We start from the raw sequence: 15,781 nt of genomic DNA on the forward strand, positions 1-15,781 counted from the left end.
TTCTGTCAACCCCATATCCCGATCACGACCACCACGAGCAGCGCGCAGCCCAGCGCGATCCACATGGACAGGTCGGTGACGGCCATCCAGGCGGCCAGCACGACCGCGGCGCTGATCAAGCCGATGTACAGCCGGTCGCCCCGGTCGGTCTCGATACGCAGGAAACCTCGCCTGGCCACGGGCGGGGAGATGCGGCCCCAGATCGCCATGACGACGAGCAAGAGAGCAAGCCCGATGAAGACCAGGGCCGTGGGGAGGGTCCACACCATCCACTCGAGCATGCGCTAGACCCTCCCCAGGGCGAAGCCCCTAGCAATGTAATTACGCACGAACCAGATGACGATCGCGCCGGGGACGATCGTGAGCACCCCCGCCGTGGCCAGCAGCGCCCAGTCCACGCCCGCCGCGCTCACCGTCCGCGTCATCGTCGCGGCGATGGGTTTCGCGTCGACCGACGTGATGGTTCTGGCGATCAGCAGCTCGACCCAGCTGAACATGAAGCAGAAGAACAACGTCACGCCGATCGCGGAGCGGATCATCGGCAGGAATATGCGAATGAAGAAACGAGGGAGCGAATAACCGTCGATCGCCGCGGTCTCGTCGATTTCCCGGGGGATTCCCGACATGAATCCCTCGAGGATCCACACGGCGAGCGGGACGTTGAAGAGCATGTGCGCGATGGCCACCCCGAGATGGGTGTCGAAAAGCCCGACGCTCTGATAAATCTGGAAAAATGGCAGTAGGAAGACGGCGGGCGGCGCCATGCGGTTCGTCAGCAGCCAGAAGAACAGGTGCTTGTCGCCGGCGAAACGGAAACGTGAGAACGCGTACGCCGCGGGCAGCGCCACGATGAGCGACATCACGGCGTTCAGCGACGTGTAGATGATGGAGTTCAGATAGCTCGAATACCACGACACGTCTGTGAAGAACGTGACGTAGTTGTCGAAGGTCACCCGCTGCGGGATGAGCGAGAAGCTGCCGAGGATGTCCTCGTTCGGCCGGATCGACATGCCGAACATCCAGAGCAGCGGCAGCATGAGCGTGGCCACGTACAGCCAGAAGACCGTGCGTGCCCACGGGAGCCGGCGTCCGGTGGTCCTGGCCATCCGCCTCACCTCCCCGACCTGGTCAGCACGGTGAAGAAGACGTAGCAGAGGACCTGCACGATCAAGAAGTAGATCAGCGAGAACGCGCCCGCGGGCCCCACGTCGAACTGGCCGACCGCCATCTTCGACAGCAGGATGCTCAGGAACGAGGTCGCGTTGCCCGGCCCGCCGCCCGTCACCACGAACGGCTCGGTGTAGATCATGAAGCTGTCCATGAACCTGAGCAGGATCGCGATCGTCAGCACCCCGCGCAGCCTGGGCAGCTGAATGTGCCGGAACGTCGCCCACCCCGACGCCCCGTCGATCTGCGCGGCCTGGAAGTACGGCTCGGGAATCGACCGCAGCCCGGCGTACGCCAGCAGCGCCACCAGCGGCGTCCAGTGCCACACGTCCATGACGAGAATCGTGATCCAGGCGTCGGTGGAGTCGAGGGTGTAGTTGAAGCCGATCCCGAGCACGTTGTTGATCGTCCAGCCGCCGAGCCCGATGTCGGCGCGGGCGAAGATCTGCCAGATCGTGCCCACCACGTTCCACGGGATGAGCAGCGGCAACGCGACCAGCACCAGCGCCGCCGACGCCCAGAACCCGCGGCGCGGCATCGCCACCGCGATCGCCACCCCGAGCGGGATCTCCACCAGCAGCACCTGTGCCGAGAACAGCAGCGTCCTGACGAACGCCTCCCGGTTCTCCGGCCGCCGCACGGCCTCGTAGAACCAGTCCAGGCCGACGAACACCCGGTCGCTGGGGCTGAAGACGTCCTGGACCGAGAAGTTGACCACGGTCATCAGCGGGATGATCGCCGTGAACGCCACCGACACGACCACCGGCAGCACCAGCCACCAGGCCCGGTTGTCCTTGCGCTTCAGGTCCGTGCGCGTCTCCTGGGGCTCGGCGGGCGCGGTCGTGACGACCTCGCCGCTCACCTGGCTGCCCGCGGTCACGTGGCGCTCCTTCCGTCGAGCGGCGCGAGGAAGCCGCACCTGACCTGGTCGCGGAACAGGAACGTCCGATCCGACGGGAAGTGCAGGAACGCCTGCGCGTCCGGTTGATAGCCGGAGCCCGCCTCGGTCCTGGCGATGACGGGGTGCTCGCCCACCCGGGTGTGCACCAGGTCGTACGCGCCCATGCGGTCGATCCCGGTCACCTGGGCGGCCACCCCGGGAGAAGCCCGGCTGATGCGGACGAACTCGGGCCGCACCCCGATGCGCACCGGACCCGGCGGGAGGCCGTCCGCCACCGACCCCACGGCGGCCTGCCCGACGCGGACGACGTCACCGACGATCTCGGCGGGCACCATGTTCATGCCCGGTGAGCCGATGAAATGCCCGACGAACTCGTGCGCCGGCGACAGGAACAGCTCCGCCGGCTCGCCCGCCTGCACGATCGCACCCTCGTTGAGCACCACCACCTCGTCGGCGAACGTCAGCGCCTCGGTCTGGTCGTGCGTGACGTAGATCAGCGTGTGCCCGGTGTCGCGGTGGATCTCCTTGAGCTTGCTGCGCAGCGTCCACTTCAGCGCCGGATCCACCACCGTCAGCGGCTCGTCCAGCAACACGGCCGCCACCTGGGAACGCACCAGCCCGCGGCCCAGGCTGACGATCTGCTGCCGGCCCGGGTCCAGCCGGCGCGACCTGCGGCGCAGGAGGTGGTCCAGGCCGAGCAACTGCGAGACCTGGCGGACGCGCTGGTCGATCTCGTTTTTCGGATATTTCCGGTTGCGGAGGGGGAAGGCGAGGTTGTCGTAAACGGACATCTCCTCGTACAGGACCGGGAACTGGAAGACCTGCGCGATGTTCCGGCCTGCCGTCGGCACGTCGGTGACGTCGCGGTCGTCGAAGAAGATCCGCCCCACCGTCGGGGTGATCAGGCCGGAGATGATGTTCAGCAGCGTCGTCTTGCCGCACCCGCTGGGGCCCAGCAACGCGTACGCCCGCGCGGTGCGCCACGTCCACGTCATCGGCTTCAGCGCCCAGGTCGTGCCGCCGTCGTAGCTGTGTCCCACGCCTTCCAGGCGGATGTCAGCCATGCACGCCTCCGAGGTCCGCGGCGCTGGTGGCCAGCAACCGTCCGCCGGTCTCGTCGAAGACGAAGATGTGCGCGGGGTCAACGTACGCGACCGTGGTCTCCCCGGGCGTGAACAGCTGGGTGCCCGGCAGGTGGGCGACCAGGTGCCGGTCGCCCTGCAGCAGCAGGTGCAGGAACGTGGCGCTGCCGGTCACCTCGGCGAGCCTGATCTCGGCGGGCAGCTCCAGCGCGCCGGGCCCGTCGCGGGCGATCCGCACCTGGTGGGGGCGGATGCCGAGCATGACGTCGTGGCCGGTGGCGTGCGCGTGGGGCGCGGGGAACGACGTGCCGAGCACCTCGATCCGGCCGTCGCGGACCACGCCGGGCAGCAGGTTGAGCGGGGGATCGCTGAGCGTGGCGGCCACGGCCAGGGAGGGCGGGTGGGCGTACATGTCCGCGACGTCCCCGACGTGCTGCACCCTGCCCTCGCCCAGCACCACGGTCCGTGCGGCGAACGTCAGCGCCTCGTTGGGGTCGGCCGTGGAGTAGACGACCACGCCGGGGGTGTCGGCGAACATGGTCTTGAGGTCGGCGCGCAACTGCTCGCGGAGCTTGAAGTCCAGGTTGGCGAGGGGCTCGTCGAGGAGCAGCACGTCCACGGGGCGGGCCAGCGCGCGGGCGATGGCGGTGCGCTGCTGCTGCCCGCCCGAGAGCTCCGCGGGCCGGCGGCCGAGCAGGCCGGCGATGCCCATGAGCTCGGCCACCTCGCGCACCCGCCGGTCGATCCCGTCCTTGCGGAATGTGGAGTCCAGGCGGAGCGGGGAGGCGATGTTCTCATAGACCGTCAGCGACGGATAGTTGATGAATTGCTGATAGACGAACGCGACCGACCTTTTCCGCACGGAAATGCCGGTGACCTCTTTTCCGTGCACCATGACCCGGCCGGAATCCGGGGTCAGCAATCCGGCGGCGACGCGCATCAATGTCGTCTTTCCCGCGGTCATGGGACCGACGAGGGTGGTCATTCCGTTGGGTAATTCCAGATGAATGTCGTCGAGCCAGGTCTCCCCGCGTTGCCGTACGGAGACGCCATCGAGAATCAGCGTCACGGTCCCCGGTCCTCTCTCCCTGACTTCCATCTAACATCATCTGAAACTTTGTGCAAATCACGGTTTGACGTCGAGATAACGGTGAATGGCCGGGCCTATCGCCGTGACGACGTCCTTCCTGCTCATGGCGTCCGGACGCGGGGAGATCAGGGCATCAGGGCATAGGGCTGTCCGGGGCATCCGTATGCCAACGACTGTTGGCCAACAGGTGTTGACATCTCATGCCACCTGATCTAACGTCAACAGGTGTTGGCAGAAGGAGGAGACATGGAAACCACTGATGTGCTCGTCGTCGGAGCCGGCCCCGCGGGCCTCAGCGCCGCCATCGTCCTGGCCCAGTCGGGCCACGACGTCGTCATCGTGGACGCGCAGGCCGAGGGGGCGAACACCTCAAGGGCCGCCGTCGTGCACTCGCGCACGCTGGAGCTGCTGGAGCCGTACGGTGTCACGCCCGCCCTGGTCGAGCGAGGGGTGCACACGCCGCGCTTCACGGTCCGCGACCGCGACCGGTTGCTGGTGGGGGTGCCCTTCGACGGGCTGCCGACCCCTTACCCCTACACGCTGATGATCTCTCAGGCCGACACGGAGGCCTACCTGCTGGCCCGGCTCACGGAGCTCGGCGTCAAGGTCGTGCGGCCGGCCCGGGTGACCACCGTCGCCCAGGACGACTCCGGCGTCACGGCGACCCTCGGCGACGGGCGCGCCTTCCGCGCGTCCTACCTGGTGGGGGCCGACGGCATGCACAGCGGCGTCCGCGAGCAGGCCGGGATCGGCTTCGGCGGCGGCACGTACGACGAGTCGTTCACCCTGGCCGACGTGCGGCTCCACGGCGGGGTCCCGCGCGAGGAGGTCATCCTGTACTTCTCGCCCGACGGGCTCGTGGTCGTCGCGCCGCTGCCCGGCGGGACGTACCGGATCGTGGCCACCGTGGGGGAGGCGCCCCAGCACCCCGACGTGGCGTTCGTCCAGCGGTTGCTCGACACGCGCGGGCCGAAGGCCGTGCCCGCCGTGGTGGACGAGGTGATCTGGGGCTCGCGCTTCCGCGTGCACCACCGCATCGCCGACACCTACCGGCGCGGACGGATCCTGCTCGTCGGGGACGCGGCGCACGTGCACTCGCCGGCCGGCGGTCAGGGCATGAACCTCGGCATCGAGGACGCGGTCACGGCGGGCGAGGCGCTGTCGAAGGTGCTGCGGGGCGGATCGCCTGACCTGCTGGACGCCTACGCCGCAGCCCGGCGCCCGGTCGCCGAGAAGGTCGTCGCTCTGGCGAGCCGCCTCACCTCTCTGGCCACCATGAGCGCGGCCCGCCGCCCGCTACGGAACCTGGTGCTCGGGCTGGTGGGCCGGCTCCCGGCGGTGCGCCGCCGCCTGGCCTGGCAGCTGTCAGGACTGGACCGCCGCGGCTAAGGAAGGATGGCGTCGACGTACCCGCCGTCCACCCGCAGCGCGCCCCCCGTGGTGGCCGAGGCGAACGGCGAGCTGAGATAGACCACCATGTTCGCGATCTCCTCGGGCTCGATCAGCCGCTGGAGCAGCGACTGGGGCCGGTGCTCGCGCATGAACGCCCGCTGCGCCTCCTCCCACGGCAGGTCCCTGCCGACGAGCTGGTAGACGAAATCCTCCACGGCGCCCGTGTGCGTCGGCCCGGCGATCACCGAGTTGACCGTCACCCCGCTCCCCGCGGCCTCCTTCGCGAACCCCCTGGACACGGCCAGCAACGCGGTCTTCGTCATGCCGTAGTGGATCATCTCGGCCGGGATGGCGACTGCCGAGTCGCTGGCGATGTACAGGATCCGCCCCCAGCCCCGCTCCTTCATGCCCGGCAGGTACGCGCGGGTCAGCCGGACCGCGGCCAGCACGTTCACCTCGAAATAGCGCCGCCACTCGTCGTCGCTGATCTCCAGAGCCGGCTTGGCGCCGAAGATGCCGAGGTTGTTGACCAGGATGTCGACCTGCGGCAGCACGCTGAGGACCTGCTCGCACCCCTCGTCTGTGGACACGTCGCCGGGCGCCGCCACCGGTTCGCCGTCCATGAGCTCGATGGCCATCGCCACGGAGCCCTCGCTCCTGCCGTTGACGCCGACGCGGGCCCCGGCCTCGGCCAGCCCGGTGGCGATGGCCGCCCCTATTCCCTGAGTCGATCCGGTGACGAGTGCGGTCTTGCCGCTGAGATCTATACGCACGATGTGTTCCCCCTGACCGCCATTGTCCGCGATCAGCGTGCGCGGGCTCACAGCGGGGGTCCGACTGCGTAGGCTGGAGGCCGGCGCGGAAGGGGCGTGGGTGCACCGGATCCTGTGGGTGGTCGTGGCGGTCGCCTTCGTGGTGGGTTTCGTCGTGCCGTCCGATTCGGTGGAGGAAGCGCCGGGGGAGTGCCCGCCGCGGGACACACGGGTGGTGGCGCCGTACGCGGTCACCGGTTACTGGGTCATTCCGCGGGCCGATCCGTGCGTGACGCGGCGGATGGTCGAGGCGATCCACGCGATCGGCGGGGACACGCTCGTCACGTTCGGGCCGCGCTTCAGCGTGGGTGCGGAGCCCGGCTGCGTCGTGGACGGGCGGCCGTGCGCCGACGTGCCGGGGGTGCGGCACGTCTACACCTACGTCACCAGCGAGGAGTTCGGGCCGGGCCTGCTGCGCTGTCCCGGCCTGGACCGGCGGATAGAGAGCGACGGCCGGATCTTCTACCGGGTGTCGCTGGCGACGTCCTGCGACGCTCGCGTCCATGACCTGGTGCTGATCGCCACCGACGGCGACGGGCTGGGGAATCTGATGACGGAGGCGGCGGCGTACGGGATGAAGGTCTTTCCCGGGCTGCCTGCCGCGCCGCAGCAGGCGGGCAAGCCGTGGGAGCCGGACCTCGCCCACCTGGGCGCGCTGAACGCCTTCACCACGCGGGTGGTCGCCGACTACCAGGCCCGGTTCGGGGCGGCCTTCGCCGGTGTTTACCAGTCGTTCGAGCTGGCCATGCGGACGCGGTCCGCCAAGGACCCGATCATCGCGCTGTACGCCGCCCAGCACGCGGCCGTCGCCTCCGCGCTGCCCGGCACGAAGATCCTGGTCAGCCCGTACATCGACGCGCGGCGTGGCCGCGGATTCCCGCCGGACCAGGTGGAGCCGGGGATGGCCGACATCGCCGGCACGCGGGCGGGCCTGCCGATGGCCATCGCCGTACAGGATGGGCGGGGCACCGGGAAGGTGCCGGTGTACGCGCTCAACGAGCGGGAAGCGCGGGTCGAGGCGCGGCTGGTGCCCATGGTCGGTGAGGTGACCTATGCGCAGGCGTACTACGGCTCCACGCGCGACTACATCGAGGCGGCGGCGCGACGGGTGCCGCCGGGGGTGGAGCTGTGGGTGAACGTGGAGGGCTTCGAGCCCACCCAAGTGGCCGGCGAGTGCGGGCGGGTCGAACCACTGCCGCTGCGCGGACGCCCTTCCAAAGCCCGGCTGGACCGGCAGGTCATGGCGACCGGGACCGGCGTACAGAAGATCATCTCCTATGGCTGGGAGCCCTTCTTCACCTGCCAGGCCCGCTACGACACGCCTTCGCTGGCCGACGACATCGTGCGCGAGTGGCGACAGCCGATCATCGTGAACGTGACCCCGAAGGAGATGAACGGGCGGCCAGGGGTTCTCGTGGAGGGCTTCAACCTGCGCGGCGGCACGCTCCGTTTCGGCTCGCAGGTCATCGAGCAGGAGTGGCACGGCCGGCAGGGCCGGCTCGAGTCCGCCTGGGCGCCATACCTGCCGACGAGCCCGTCGACGCCGGTCACCGCCACGAACGAGGCCGGCGAGACCAGCACGACCCCCTACGTGATGCCCTAGGCCGCCAGGGCCGCTACCAGAATGTCCGCCAGCAACGCGGCCTGGCTGCCGTCCTCGTCCAGGTCCGGGTCGAGGATGGTCACCTCCAGCCCCGCGGCTCCCGGAAGGGTGACCAGGCCGCGCAGCAGGTCGGTGAGCTGAGCGGCGTCGAGTCCGCCCGGGGTGGGGGAGTCCACGGCAGGCAACACGGAGGGATCGAGCACGTCGGCGTCCACATGAATCCAGAATCCGTCGAGCTCCTCCCGGACCAGCACCTCCTTGGCCCTGCCGAGGTCGATGTCGCTGCCGGGGAGGTAGGCGATGGTTCCGCTGCCGGCGATGTCCCGCACATCCTCCTTGTCCCGCACGCCGAGCACGATCACATCCTCGTCCCGGACGTACGGCCGCAAGCCGTCGATGTCGGTGAGGTAGTCGTCACCGCGGCCGGTCACCAGGGCGAGGTCCTCCCCGGCCGCCGCGCCGACGTGCGAGGAGTTGCCCAGGTGCCGGAAGTCGGCGTGCGCGTCCACGTACGCCAGCCCGTAGCGTCCGCGTCTGCGCAGCGCGAGGGCGGGGCCGAGGACGATCGAGCAGTCCCCGCCCAGCAGTACGGGAAAGCCGTTGATCTCGTCCAGCCGATCGGCGAGCGTGCGCGCATAGGCGGCGATGGCGGGCCCGTTACGCACGCCGTCGCCGCGTTTCCACGTGGCCACGTAACGGGGCGGCACGACCGCACCCGCGTCGGCCGCGCCGAGCCGCCGGACCAGGCCGGCGTTCCGCAGTGCCCAGGGGGCCTTGTAGCAGCCGGGGACGGCGCCGGGGGCGGGCGGGCGCAGGCCGAGGTTGGAGGGCGCGTCGAGGACGATCATATCTTTGTCAGTGGTTATTATGGTCATACTCGTGACGGTAGCAAGGGGAGGGTGGATGCGCCAGTTCGCGGAGACGGGGATCGTGGCGATCGATCTGGCGAACACGTGGGACGAATACCTGGACGATCCCGAACGGCTGCCGGACGTGCCAGAGCTGCGTCGCTTCTGTCGTGAACTGGGAGTGGAACTCCGGCCCGGTGCGGCGGACCTGGACTCGGCTCCAGGGGGGCTGGAGGCGGTCCCGGCGGACCTGGACGCGGCCGCGGCGGTCATGAAGGCCGTCCCGCCGGCCCTGGTCGCGGTCCGGGCCGTGCGGGAGCGGCTGCGCGCCGTCCTCTTGGCGGGCGACCCTCCCGAACGAACGCGAGCCCTGGCCCAGTGGACCGCTGAGCTGCCGGTCCGGGCGGCCGTGGAGGATGCGGACGGCCTGCCCCGCCTCCGTCTTACCGCGCCTGCCGACGCCCCGCTGGCCGAACGCCTCGCCGTCCGTTCCGTGGCCGACCTGCTCGACCTCGCCGCGTCAGGCGACTGGGAACGCCTGCGCCTGTGCGCGGCCCGACCGTGCCAGGACGCCTTCGTCGACCGCAGCCGCCCGGGCCGCCGCCAATTCTGCTCCACCCGCTGCGCCAACCGCGCCCACGCCGCCGCCTCCCGCGCCCGCCACCGGTAGGTGGGCGCGGCGACTGTTCCCCACGCCCGGCGGCCCCGGCCAGGACCACACTGCCTCCTGCTGCCAGGACCCGCCGGATCCGCTCCAGTTCGGCGATGCGGCTGATGAACGGCCAGTGCAGGCGCATGCCCGGATTGTAGGCGAACAGTGAACGCATCATTCGCAGACAGCAGCCTGGAAGGCAGTCACGGGAGGATTTTCCATACCGTTCCCGGGCAGATTGGCGTACTTAGAGAGCGGACCTTGCCATTAGCGGTTTCGGCGTCAAAAACCACATTCTTCTCGGGAGTTTTGCACCAATTGCCATATCCACCAAAATTCGCTCTTGTGTGCGGAGCGATTGTCGCCCTCGGTCGACCGTCTTCTCTCCACGTCACGACGACGACGCCATCTGTCTCGTTGCTGACGAAAAGCTGTTGATCGGGGCGCGGCTGGCATCCAAGCAGACCACATGATCCTAAAACGAGGATCACAGTCATACGCGCGAGCCCGAGACGATTATTTGCCAATGACATCTCTACCTCGGTGGGTGCAATTTAACGCCGTATACCGTTCAGGCCCAGATGCGCGGCGATAAGTTTGGTGCCGTGACTCCCTTTGACGCTCGAAAGCTGGCTACGGTGGCTCAGTGCAGCAGTCCTTTCGCGGAGGAGTGGCTGCCGTTCGATCGGTCGCTGGGCTCGTGGCGATCCACCGCGGAGATCTGGAGCGATCCGCAGCTTGCCCGACCGACAAGCGCTTCCTGATTGGCTAGGCGTCAAGATCGGCGGGGTGTCCCTGGAGCACCGACAAGGGCTCCGACGGTGCGACGTTTCGGAAGAGGCTGGCAATCGGCGATCCAGGGCCGTGGACGCCTCAGCGATGCCTCGGATCAGACCTTTTCCGCCACTACCCGCGGATGCTCGGTGATGAGCAGGCCGATGTCCTCGACATCGGAGGTCAGGATCGTCACCCGGCCTGGATGCTGTAGGGCGGTCGCGCAGAGCATCGCATCGATGGCGTACTTGTGACCGTGCAACCCTGCACATCGCAGCAGCGCAGCAGCGGACTGAGCCAGGGTCTGTGTGACCGGCTCCACTCGCAGGCGCGACAGCGTCCACTTCAACGCGGCATCATTGATCTTCGGGTGAATCACCTCGACCAGCACTGCAGCCGATGTGACGACGGGGAGGTCCGCGTCACGGGATGCCGTCAGCCACTCGTGCACCTCACGGTCCCTCTGCACGGCTTTTGCCAAACCCTCGCTGTCCAGGACTAGGGCACCACTCATGCAGCTGCCCCCGCTGCGGGCGCGTCCCCGGTGAGTCGAGCACGCTTGGCCGCCACGGCGTCCGAATCGGCCGGGCCGTGGACCTTCTCAAAGTCTGCGATCAGCTCGTTCAGGTTGTCCCGCTCGAGCTGGCGCTGGGCCGCCCTCTCCAGGTATGCGGACACGCCACGCTTGCCAACCCGCTCACGGATCGCCTGCAGCGTGCCAGCGGTGAGAGAGACAGAGATCCCGCTGCTGGGGCCGTCACCGGGAGGGAAATCAGCGTCGTCGACCATGAACTCACTATAGCATTGAGAATGCTATAAGCCCTTAGTCAAAGAGCGTACGACCCCAATAATCTCCCGCGTCCCGAACGCCAGGTGGGACCGCGAACAGTCCGCTAGAAGCGTGCTTGATGTACTCGTTCAGCGGGTCGATCTTGGCCAGCTTCATCTGCACCGGCACGAACTGCTTACGCGGATCGCGCTGGTAGGCGATGAAGAACAATCCGGCGTCCAGGCGTCCGAGCCCGTCGGAGCCGTCCACGAAGTTGTAGCCGCGCCGCAGCAGGTGGGCGTTGCCGTGGAAGCTCGGATGGGCCAGACGGACGTGGGCGTCGGCCGCGATGACCGGCTGGCCGTCGGGGCCCTTGGCGGCGAAATCCAGGGTGTCGAACAACGCATCCACGACCTGGTGAACGCCGTCTGGCTGCTGGCAATGGTGGCCGGGCTCGACTTGGCCGCCCCGCTCGATCCCCACCGTGGCCGGGCGCTGGCCGCCCGGGGACTCGCCGTACTCCAGGACGACAGGTACGTTGCCGCCCTCGGGCTGACCGAGTTGCTTGCAGACCCCGACCAGGCCAGATTCCTCAACCTGACCGGCAACCTACGGCAGGCGGCCACGGCCGCGACCGGTGCGGCCGGCTGGCACAACGACGACGATGACACCCTGCTGGAGCAGGGCAAGGCGTCGGTGTCGGGGATCCGGCTGGGCATGCGGCACACGCTCTCGCTGCTGGGCGGGCTGACCGAGCGGCCGGCCGAGCCAGGTGCGGAGCTCCTGGACGTGGGCGTCAGCACCGGCGGCATGATCTCGGCCCTGTGCGCCGACCTCCCTGCCCTCCGCGGAACCGGCATTGATGTGCTCCCTCGCGCGCTGGACCTGGCCAAGCGGATGGTGGCGGACTTCGGTGTCGCCGAGCGGGTGGAGCTGCGACTGCAGAGCGTGGCCGATCTGGACGATCGGGACCGCTACGACATGGCGTGGGTGCCGACTATGTTCATCCCGTCGGCCGCGGTGTTCGCCGCCCTGCCGAGGCTGCTGGCGGCGCTGCGCCGGGGCGGCTGGAGCTTCCCGTACAGCACGTTTCTCAGAGGCCCTTCGGAGGTCCTTCCCACACTGGATCACGCCGACGTCATCCTCGAGCGTCGCGATGACGAGAACATCATCCTGATGCGCGCCGAGCGATTTGAAGCAGGTGCGGCCAGCTTGCGCATCGCCGCCCGAGCACTGGCCATAGTGGCTCGCCGGAACAGCGAACTCGCCGAGGAGGTCCTCGCCGAGGAGCTCCCTTGGCTCACGTGGCTTCCCGACACCGAGCGTCATGAGTGTGTACGCGACCTGCTCAGCCATCTGATCGCAGGCGCGGACACCGGAGAGCTGCTGCCGTTGGCGCGGTCGCTGACCTCCTGGCGCTCCACCGCGGTGATCTGGAGCGATCCTGAGCTCGCTCGCGAATTGCAGGGGCCCTTCCCCGGTGATGGTCCGGAGGTGGCCCGTCCGAAAGGGGGTTCCTGATGGCAGGCCGGGGCGACGATGTTCCCCGGCCTCATCCATGGCGCGTTCGATTCGCTGATCGGTGAGCCGCCGAGGGCTGGAAAGAGTTGCTCACGCAGGCGCCCGAGAATCTTGATAGGGCGTGGGTGGCCATTACAGGAAATCCGCGGCATGTGGACTGTCGCCAGCACCCACTCAAGGGTGCACTCGGCGTAGTCAAGGTTGGCGGGGCATCGTTGGAACAGTGGCAGTACGAAGCCACCTCAGGCGGTCGGCTGTGGTACGCGATCGACGATGAAGAGCGCACTCTATGGATTACGCGGGCCGGGACCGGACACCCAAGGCAGACCGATCAACGACGCCGCCGGTAGGGATATGCCGATCGATCACCGTGCGACGGGAGGCCTGGCCACGCAGGAATTGTCGGTCGCGGTCGATAACTTTCGATCATCCCCCGACGATGGAGGTTGGTCGATGTATCGACAGGGCGACATCCTGATCATGCCGATTCCGGAGGAGTCCGCGCCGCACACCATGCGGCCCGAGCCGCGGGACGGCCGCGGGCGGCTCGTGCTGGCCCATGGCGAGGCCACCGGGCACTGTCACGCGATCCCCGGTCCCGGCACGCTCTCCGGTGGATTCCTGCACCTCCCTGAGGGAGGAAGGCTGGTGCACGAGGAGCATGACGCGATCTCGCTGCCCAAGGGCTGGTATCGGGTGATCAGGCAGCGCGAATACGTGCCGGGGTCCTTCCGGGTGGTGGCCGACTGATGGAGACGCTGACGTGGGAGCGGGTCGCTCGGGCGACCGGCGCGGGAGGCGACCCGGAGGCGGCCGTCCGGCAGGCGTACCGCGATGCCGGGCTGGTGGAGCCTGAGCACGTTGTTGTGCTCAGCTCGCCCGCGGCCGGGGCTGTGGCGGCGGCATGGCTGACCGGCGACGACGCCCGGCGCCAGGCCCTTGAGGAGGCGGTGCCGGCGGTGCGGGGGCCCGGCGGAGCCGACCGTGCTCAGGCGCTGTTCGGTGCACTGCGGCCGGTCGGTGAGCCGGGGCGGTCGGTGCGGGACGTCGTCCGTACGCAGCCGTGGGAGCGCGCGAGGGCAGCGCTCTACGCCGAGCTCGGGCCGACCGGTTGGGCGGCGCTCTGGGACCAGACGGGCGGACGGCTGTGGCCGCAGGTCGACCAATTGGTCACTGCCGTCCGCCGAGGGCTGGCCGACCTCGGTGGCGAGGCGCTGCGGCAGGTCACGTTGGACGCCGTGCTCGGGCAGCACGACGCCCCGTGGTTGTCGGCGTTCGACGGCCTGGACGGGCTGAAGCGGGTGGCCGAGTGCGCGGGCTGGTGGTGGCCGTACGAGCGGGTGGCGATCATCACGGAGCGGCCTGTCGAGCTGCACCTCGACGAGCTCGCACGGCTGCATCGCGCGGACGGGCCTGCCATGTCCTACTCCGATGGCTTCGCCCTGCACGCCTGGCACGGCATGCCCGTCCCCGCCGAGTTCGGGGCGTCGATGCGCGATCTCACGCCCGAGCGGATCCGCAACGAGGACAACGCCGAGCTGCGCCGCGTGATGCTGGAGCACTTCGGTTACGACCGCTATCTTGCCGAGTCCGGCGCCAGGCCCTTACATCGCGACGAGACCGGTGTCCTGTGGTGCATCGACCTGCCCGGCGACGAGTCGATCACCATGGTGGAGGTCGTCAACTCCACGCCCGAGCCCGACGGCACCAGCCGCACCTACTTCCTGCGGGTGCCGCCGTGGGTGCAGCGGGCGCGAGAGGGGGTCGCGTGGACGTTCGGCATCGCGGAGGAGGACTACCGGCCCGAGCGCGAGACCTGACCGGGGAGAACTCCGCGGCGCCGACTCGGCCGGACGGCAGGGTCGCACACGCCAATGGAAAATCTCTGTAACTGCCATCCAATGCGGTGTCCCAATGCGGTGTCGAGGTGGAAAGCCGCAAAGCCGGCGGACACCCCGTGGAGCCACGGCCCTCCGGGCTGGTCCAGGTGTGGGAGGGGAGGTGGCGGCCTCCCTCGGGAAGGCTGGACTGCAGGCAATGCGGCAGTCCTCGGGGCCTAAGCCGCAGTCGACGCCGGGCGGGTGATGTGTGCCGAGCGGGTGATGGATGTGGTCCGCGCCAGGGCGGCGGTCTCTACGGGCAGGATGCGGGCAAGACGTTCAAGCAGGTTTGAACCGAGTTTGGAGAAGCCCGGCGCAGGCTTCGCACCATGAAACCTCCCAAGAAACGCACCGCGTTCTTATCCCGCATCCTCCGTTCGATGCTGGCGGTGCCCGTCGTCGCCCTGAGTGTGGTCGCGGTCTCCGCGACGCAGGCGTCGGCGGTGTCCCGCCCGGCCATCGTCTCTGTGGCGCAGGACCAGCTCGGCAACTCCACGCGCAATCACGAATCCCCGATGGGCAGCGGCTGCAACTACTACACCGGGTACTTCCGCAGCTGGAAGCCCGCCGACGGCTGCCCGAGCAGTGACGGCGTCCGGTGGCGCAACAGCGACTGGTGCGCCGACTTCGCCAAGTACGTCTGGCAACGGGCCGGCGTTCCGTATGCCGATGTGCCCGAGGGCAGCGGAGGCGTCCTCACAGGATGGGCGTCGTCGTTCAAGGACTACGGCGTCGAGCACGGAACGTGGCACACCCGCGCGAGCGGCTACTCACCCCAGCCCGGTGACGCCATCGTCTTCGACTGGGACCAGAGCGGCGACATCGATCACGTCGGCATCGTGACCTCGGCGAACGCGAGCACCGTCTACACGATCGAGGGCAACAGCGGCGACCGCACCCAGAGCAACTCCTACTCCCGCTCCAACATCGACATCGTCGGCTACAGCGCTCCCGTCGGAGGGACTCTTGACGAGCCAAGGGTCGGCAACAGTGTGACGGGTGACTCGTACGCTGACCTGCTGGCTGTGGACGCCGCGGGCAAGATGCTGCTCTACAGCAACAACTTCGTGCGTGACGATGGTCAGCCGTTTACGGGCAGCGCGCCGCGTGAGGTCGGGCATGGTTGGAGTAGTTCGACCAGGATCATTCCGGCCGATGTCACTGGTGATGGGTTCACTGACCTGCTGGCTGTGGATGCCGCGGGCAAGATGCTGCTCTACAGCAACAACTTCGTGCGTGACGATGGTCAGCCGTATACGGGCAGCGCGCCGCGTGAGGTCGGGCATGGTT

At 68.6% G+C, this 15,781-nt stretch carries 17 protein-coding genes; 7 read left to right on the forward strand and 10 right to left on the reverse strand.

Features of this window, described 5'->3' with window-relative positions; genetic code table 11:
- Nucleotides 1-5: 5 nt before the first annotated feature.
- Genes Q9G87_RS54745 through Q9G87_RS54765 form a run of 5 tightly spaced genes read right to left on the reverse strand, consistent with a single transcriptional unit; the run spans nucleotide 6 to nucleotide 4,219 of the window.
- Nucleotides 6-281, reverse strand: a complete 276-nt coding sequence (locus Q9G87_RS54745) for a DUF2160 domain-containing protein (RefSeq protein WP_305924630.1) — start codon at nucleotides 279-281, stop codon at nucleotides 6-8.
- A gap of 3 nt (nucleotides 282-284) precedes the next feature.
- Complete coding sequence (locus Q9G87_RS54750; RefSeq protein ID WP_305924631.1) at nucleotides 285-1,106, reverse strand: carbohydrate ABC transporter permease; 822 nt, start codon at nucleotides 1,104-1,106, stop codon at nucleotides 285-287.
- A gap of 5 nt (nucleotides 1,107-1,111) precedes the next feature.
- Nucleotides 1,112-2,047: a carbohydrate ABC transporter permease gene (locus Q9G87_RS54755; RefSeq protein ID WP_305924632.1), complete on the reverse strand. Its 936-nt coding sequence runs from the start codon at nucleotides 2,045-2,047 to the stop codon at nucleotides 1,112-1,114.
- On the reverse strand, nucleotides 2,044-3,132 hold the full coding sequence (locus Q9G87_RS54760) for an ABC transporter ATP-binding protein (protein WP_305924633.1): 1,089 nt from the start codon (nucleotides 3,130-3,132) through the stop codon (nucleotides 2,044-2,046). The genes Q9G87_RS54755 and Q9G87_RS54760 overlap by 4 nt, the downstream gene beginning before the upstream one ends.
- On the reverse strand, nucleotides 3,125-4,219 hold the full coding sequence (locus Q9G87_RS54765) for an ABC transporter ATP-binding protein (RefSeq protein WP_305924634.1): 1,095 nt from the start codon (nucleotides 4,217-4,219) through the stop codon (nucleotides 3,125-3,127). Before Q9G87_RS54765 ends, Q9G87_RS54760 begins: the two co-directional genes overlap by 8 nt.
- Nucleotides 4,220-4,486: 267 nt before the next feature.
- Here Q9G87_RS54765 and Q9G87_RS54770 point away from each other — a divergent pair, with 267 nt between their 5' ends.
- On the forward strand, nucleotides 4,487-5,629 hold the full coding sequence (locus tag Q9G87_RS54770; protein WP_305924635.1) for an FAD-dependent oxidoreductase: 1,143 nt from the start codon (nucleotides 4,487-4,489) through the stop codon (nucleotides 5,627-5,629).
- Here Q9G87_RS54770 and Q9G87_RS54775 read toward each other — a convergent pair.
- The gene (locus tag Q9G87_RS54775; RefSeq protein ID WP_305924636.1) at nucleotides 5,626-6,405 is read right to left on the reverse strand and encodes an SDR family NAD(P)-dependent oxidoreductase; all 780 of its coding nucleotides are present in this window, start codon (nucleotides 6,403-6,405) and stop codon (nucleotides 5,626-5,628) included. The genes Q9G87_RS54770 and Q9G87_RS54775 overlap by 4 nt on opposite strands.
- 100 nt (nucleotides 6,406-6,505) lie before the next feature.
- Here Q9G87_RS54775 and Q9G87_RS54780 point away from each other — a divergent pair, with 100 nt between their 5' ends.
- Nucleotides 6,506-8,047 carry a DUF4434 domain-containing protein gene (locus tag Q9G87_RS54780; RefSeq protein ID WP_305924637.1) on the forward strand — a complete coding sequence of 514 codons (1,542 nt, stop codon included), beginning with the start codon at nucleotides 6,506-6,508 and terminating at the stop codon, nucleotides 8,045-8,047.
- Here Q9G87_RS54780 and Q9G87_RS54785 read toward each other — a convergent pair.
- Nucleotides 8,044-8,895 (reverse strand): arginase family protein, encoded by an 852-nt coding sequence (locus tag Q9G87_RS54785; protein WP_305924638.1) that lies wholly within the window; start codon nucleotides 8,893-8,895, stop codon nucleotides 8,044-8,046. The two genes, Q9G87_RS54780 and Q9G87_RS54785, sit on opposite strands and share 4 nt — an antisense overlap.
- A 55-nt stretch (nucleotides 8,896-8,950) precedes the next feature.
- On the opposite strand from Q9G87_RS54785, the gene Q9G87_RS54790 reads away from it, so the two are divergent.
- Nucleotides 8,951-9,565: a CGNR zinc finger domain-containing protein gene (locus tag Q9G87_RS54790; RefSeq protein ID WP_305924639.1), complete on the forward strand. Its 615-nt coding sequence runs from the start codon at nucleotides 8,951-8,953 to the stop codon at nucleotides 9,563-9,565.
- Nucleotides 9,566-10,436: 871 nt separating this feature from the next.
- Here the strand turns inward: Q9G87_RS54790 and Q9G87_RS54795 are convergent.
- From Q9G87_RS54795 to Q9G87_RS54805, 3 genes are read right to left on the reverse strand one after another with little or no spacing between them, the layout of a single operon-like run.
- Complete coding sequence (locus Q9G87_RS54795) at nucleotides 10,437-10,835, reverse strand: type II toxin-antitoxin system VapC family toxin (protein ID WP_305924640.1); 399 nt, start codon at nucleotides 10,833-10,835, stop codon at nucleotides 10,437-10,439.
- On the reverse strand, nucleotides 10,832-11,110 hold the full coding sequence (locus Q9G87_RS54800; protein WP_305924641.1) for a hypothetical protein: 279 nt from the start codon (nucleotides 11,108-11,110) through the stop codon (nucleotides 10,832-10,834). Before Q9G87_RS54800 ends, Q9G87_RS54795 begins: the two co-directional genes overlap by 4 nt.
- 34 nt (nucleotides 11,111-11,144) lie before the next feature.
- Nucleotides 11,145-11,501, reverse strand: coding sequence for a Dyp-type peroxidase (locus Q9G87_RS54805; RefSeq protein WP_305924642.1), 357 nt, complete (start codon nucleotides 11,499-11,501; stop codon nucleotides 11,145-11,147).
- Nucleotides 11,502-11,507: 6 nt separating this feature from the next.
- Between Q9G87_RS54805 and Q9G87_RS54810 the strand changes: the two genes are divergently transcribed.
- From Q9G87_RS54810 to Q9G87_RS54825, 4 genes are all read left to right on the forward strand, one after another.
- Nucleotides 11,508-12,611 (forward strand): SAM-dependent methyltransferase, encoded by a 1,104-nt coding sequence (locus tag Q9G87_RS54810; RefSeq protein ID WP_305924643.1) that lies wholly within the window; start codon nucleotides 11,508-11,510, stop codon nucleotides 12,609-12,611.
- A 453-nt stretch (nucleotides 12,612-13,064) separates the two neighbouring features.
- The gene (locus Q9G87_RS54815) at nucleotides 13,065-13,361 is read left to right on the forward strand and encodes a hypothetical protein (protein ID WP_305924644.1); all 297 of its coding nucleotides are present in this window, start codon (nucleotides 13,065-13,067) and stop codon (nucleotides 13,359-13,361) included.
- Entirely contained in the window at nucleotides 13,361-14,431 is a 1,071-nt protein-coding gene (locus Q9G87_RS54820; protein WP_305924645.1) for a DUF6745 domain-containing protein, read from the forward strand. The genes Q9G87_RS54815 and Q9G87_RS54820 overlap by 1 nt, the downstream gene beginning before the upstream one ends.
- 389 nt (nucleotides 14,432-14,820) lie before the next feature.
- Nucleotides 14,821-15,781, forward strand: a 961-nt coding sequence (locus tag Q9G87_RS54825) for a CHAP domain-containing protein (protein ID WP_305924646.1), incomplete at its 3' end; no start/stop codon positions are given.

The organism is Nonomuraea turcica (assembly GCF_030718205.1).
Classification (GTDB): Bacteria; Actinomycetota; Actinomycetes; order Streptosporangiales; family Streptosporangiaceae; genus Nonomuraea.

Bases quoted from the DNA above. Each gene is read 5' to 3' on its own strand.
- Q9G87_RS54745 (WP_305924630.1), bottom strand. From the start codon at position 281: ATGCTCGAGTGGATGGTGTGGACCCTCCCCACGGCCCTGGTCTTCATC.
- Q9G87_RS54750 (WP_305924631.1), bottom strand. From the start codon at position 1,106: ATGGCCAGGACCACCGGACGCCGGCTCCCGTGGGCACGCACGGTCTTC.
- Q9G87_RS54760 (WP_305924633.1), bottom strand. From the start codon at position 3,132: ATGGCTGACATCCGCCTGGAAGGCGTGGGACACAGCTACGACGGCGGC.
- Q9G87_RS54770 (WP_305924635.1), top strand. From the start codon at position 4,487: ATGGAAACCACTGATGTGCTCGTCGTCGGAGCCGGCCCCGCGGGCCTC.
- Q9G87_RS54785 (WP_305924638.1), bottom strand. From the start codon at position 8,895: ATGATCGTCCTCGACGCGCCCTCCAACCTCGGCCTGCGCCCGCCCGCC.
- Q9G87_RS54790 (WP_305924639.1), top strand. From the start codon at position 8,951: ATGCGCCAGTTCGCGGAGACGGGGATCGTGGCGATCGATCTGGCGAAC.
- Q9G87_RS54795 (WP_305924640.1), bottom strand. From the start codon at position 10,835: ATGAGTGGTGCCCTAGTCCTGGACAGCGAGGGTTTGGCAAAAGCCGTG.
- Q9G87_RS54800 (WP_305924641.1), bottom strand. From the start codon at position 11,110: ATGGTCGACGACGCTGATTTCCCTCCCGGTGACGGCCCCAGCAGCGGG.
- Q9G87_RS54815 (WP_305924644.1), top strand. From the start codon at position 13,065: ATGTATCGACAGGGCGACATCCTGATCATGCCGATTCCGGAGGAGTCC.
- Q9G87_RS54820 (WP_305924645.1), top strand. From the start codon at position 13,361: ATGGAGACGCTGACGTGGGAGCGGGTCGCTCGGGCGACCGGCGCGGGA.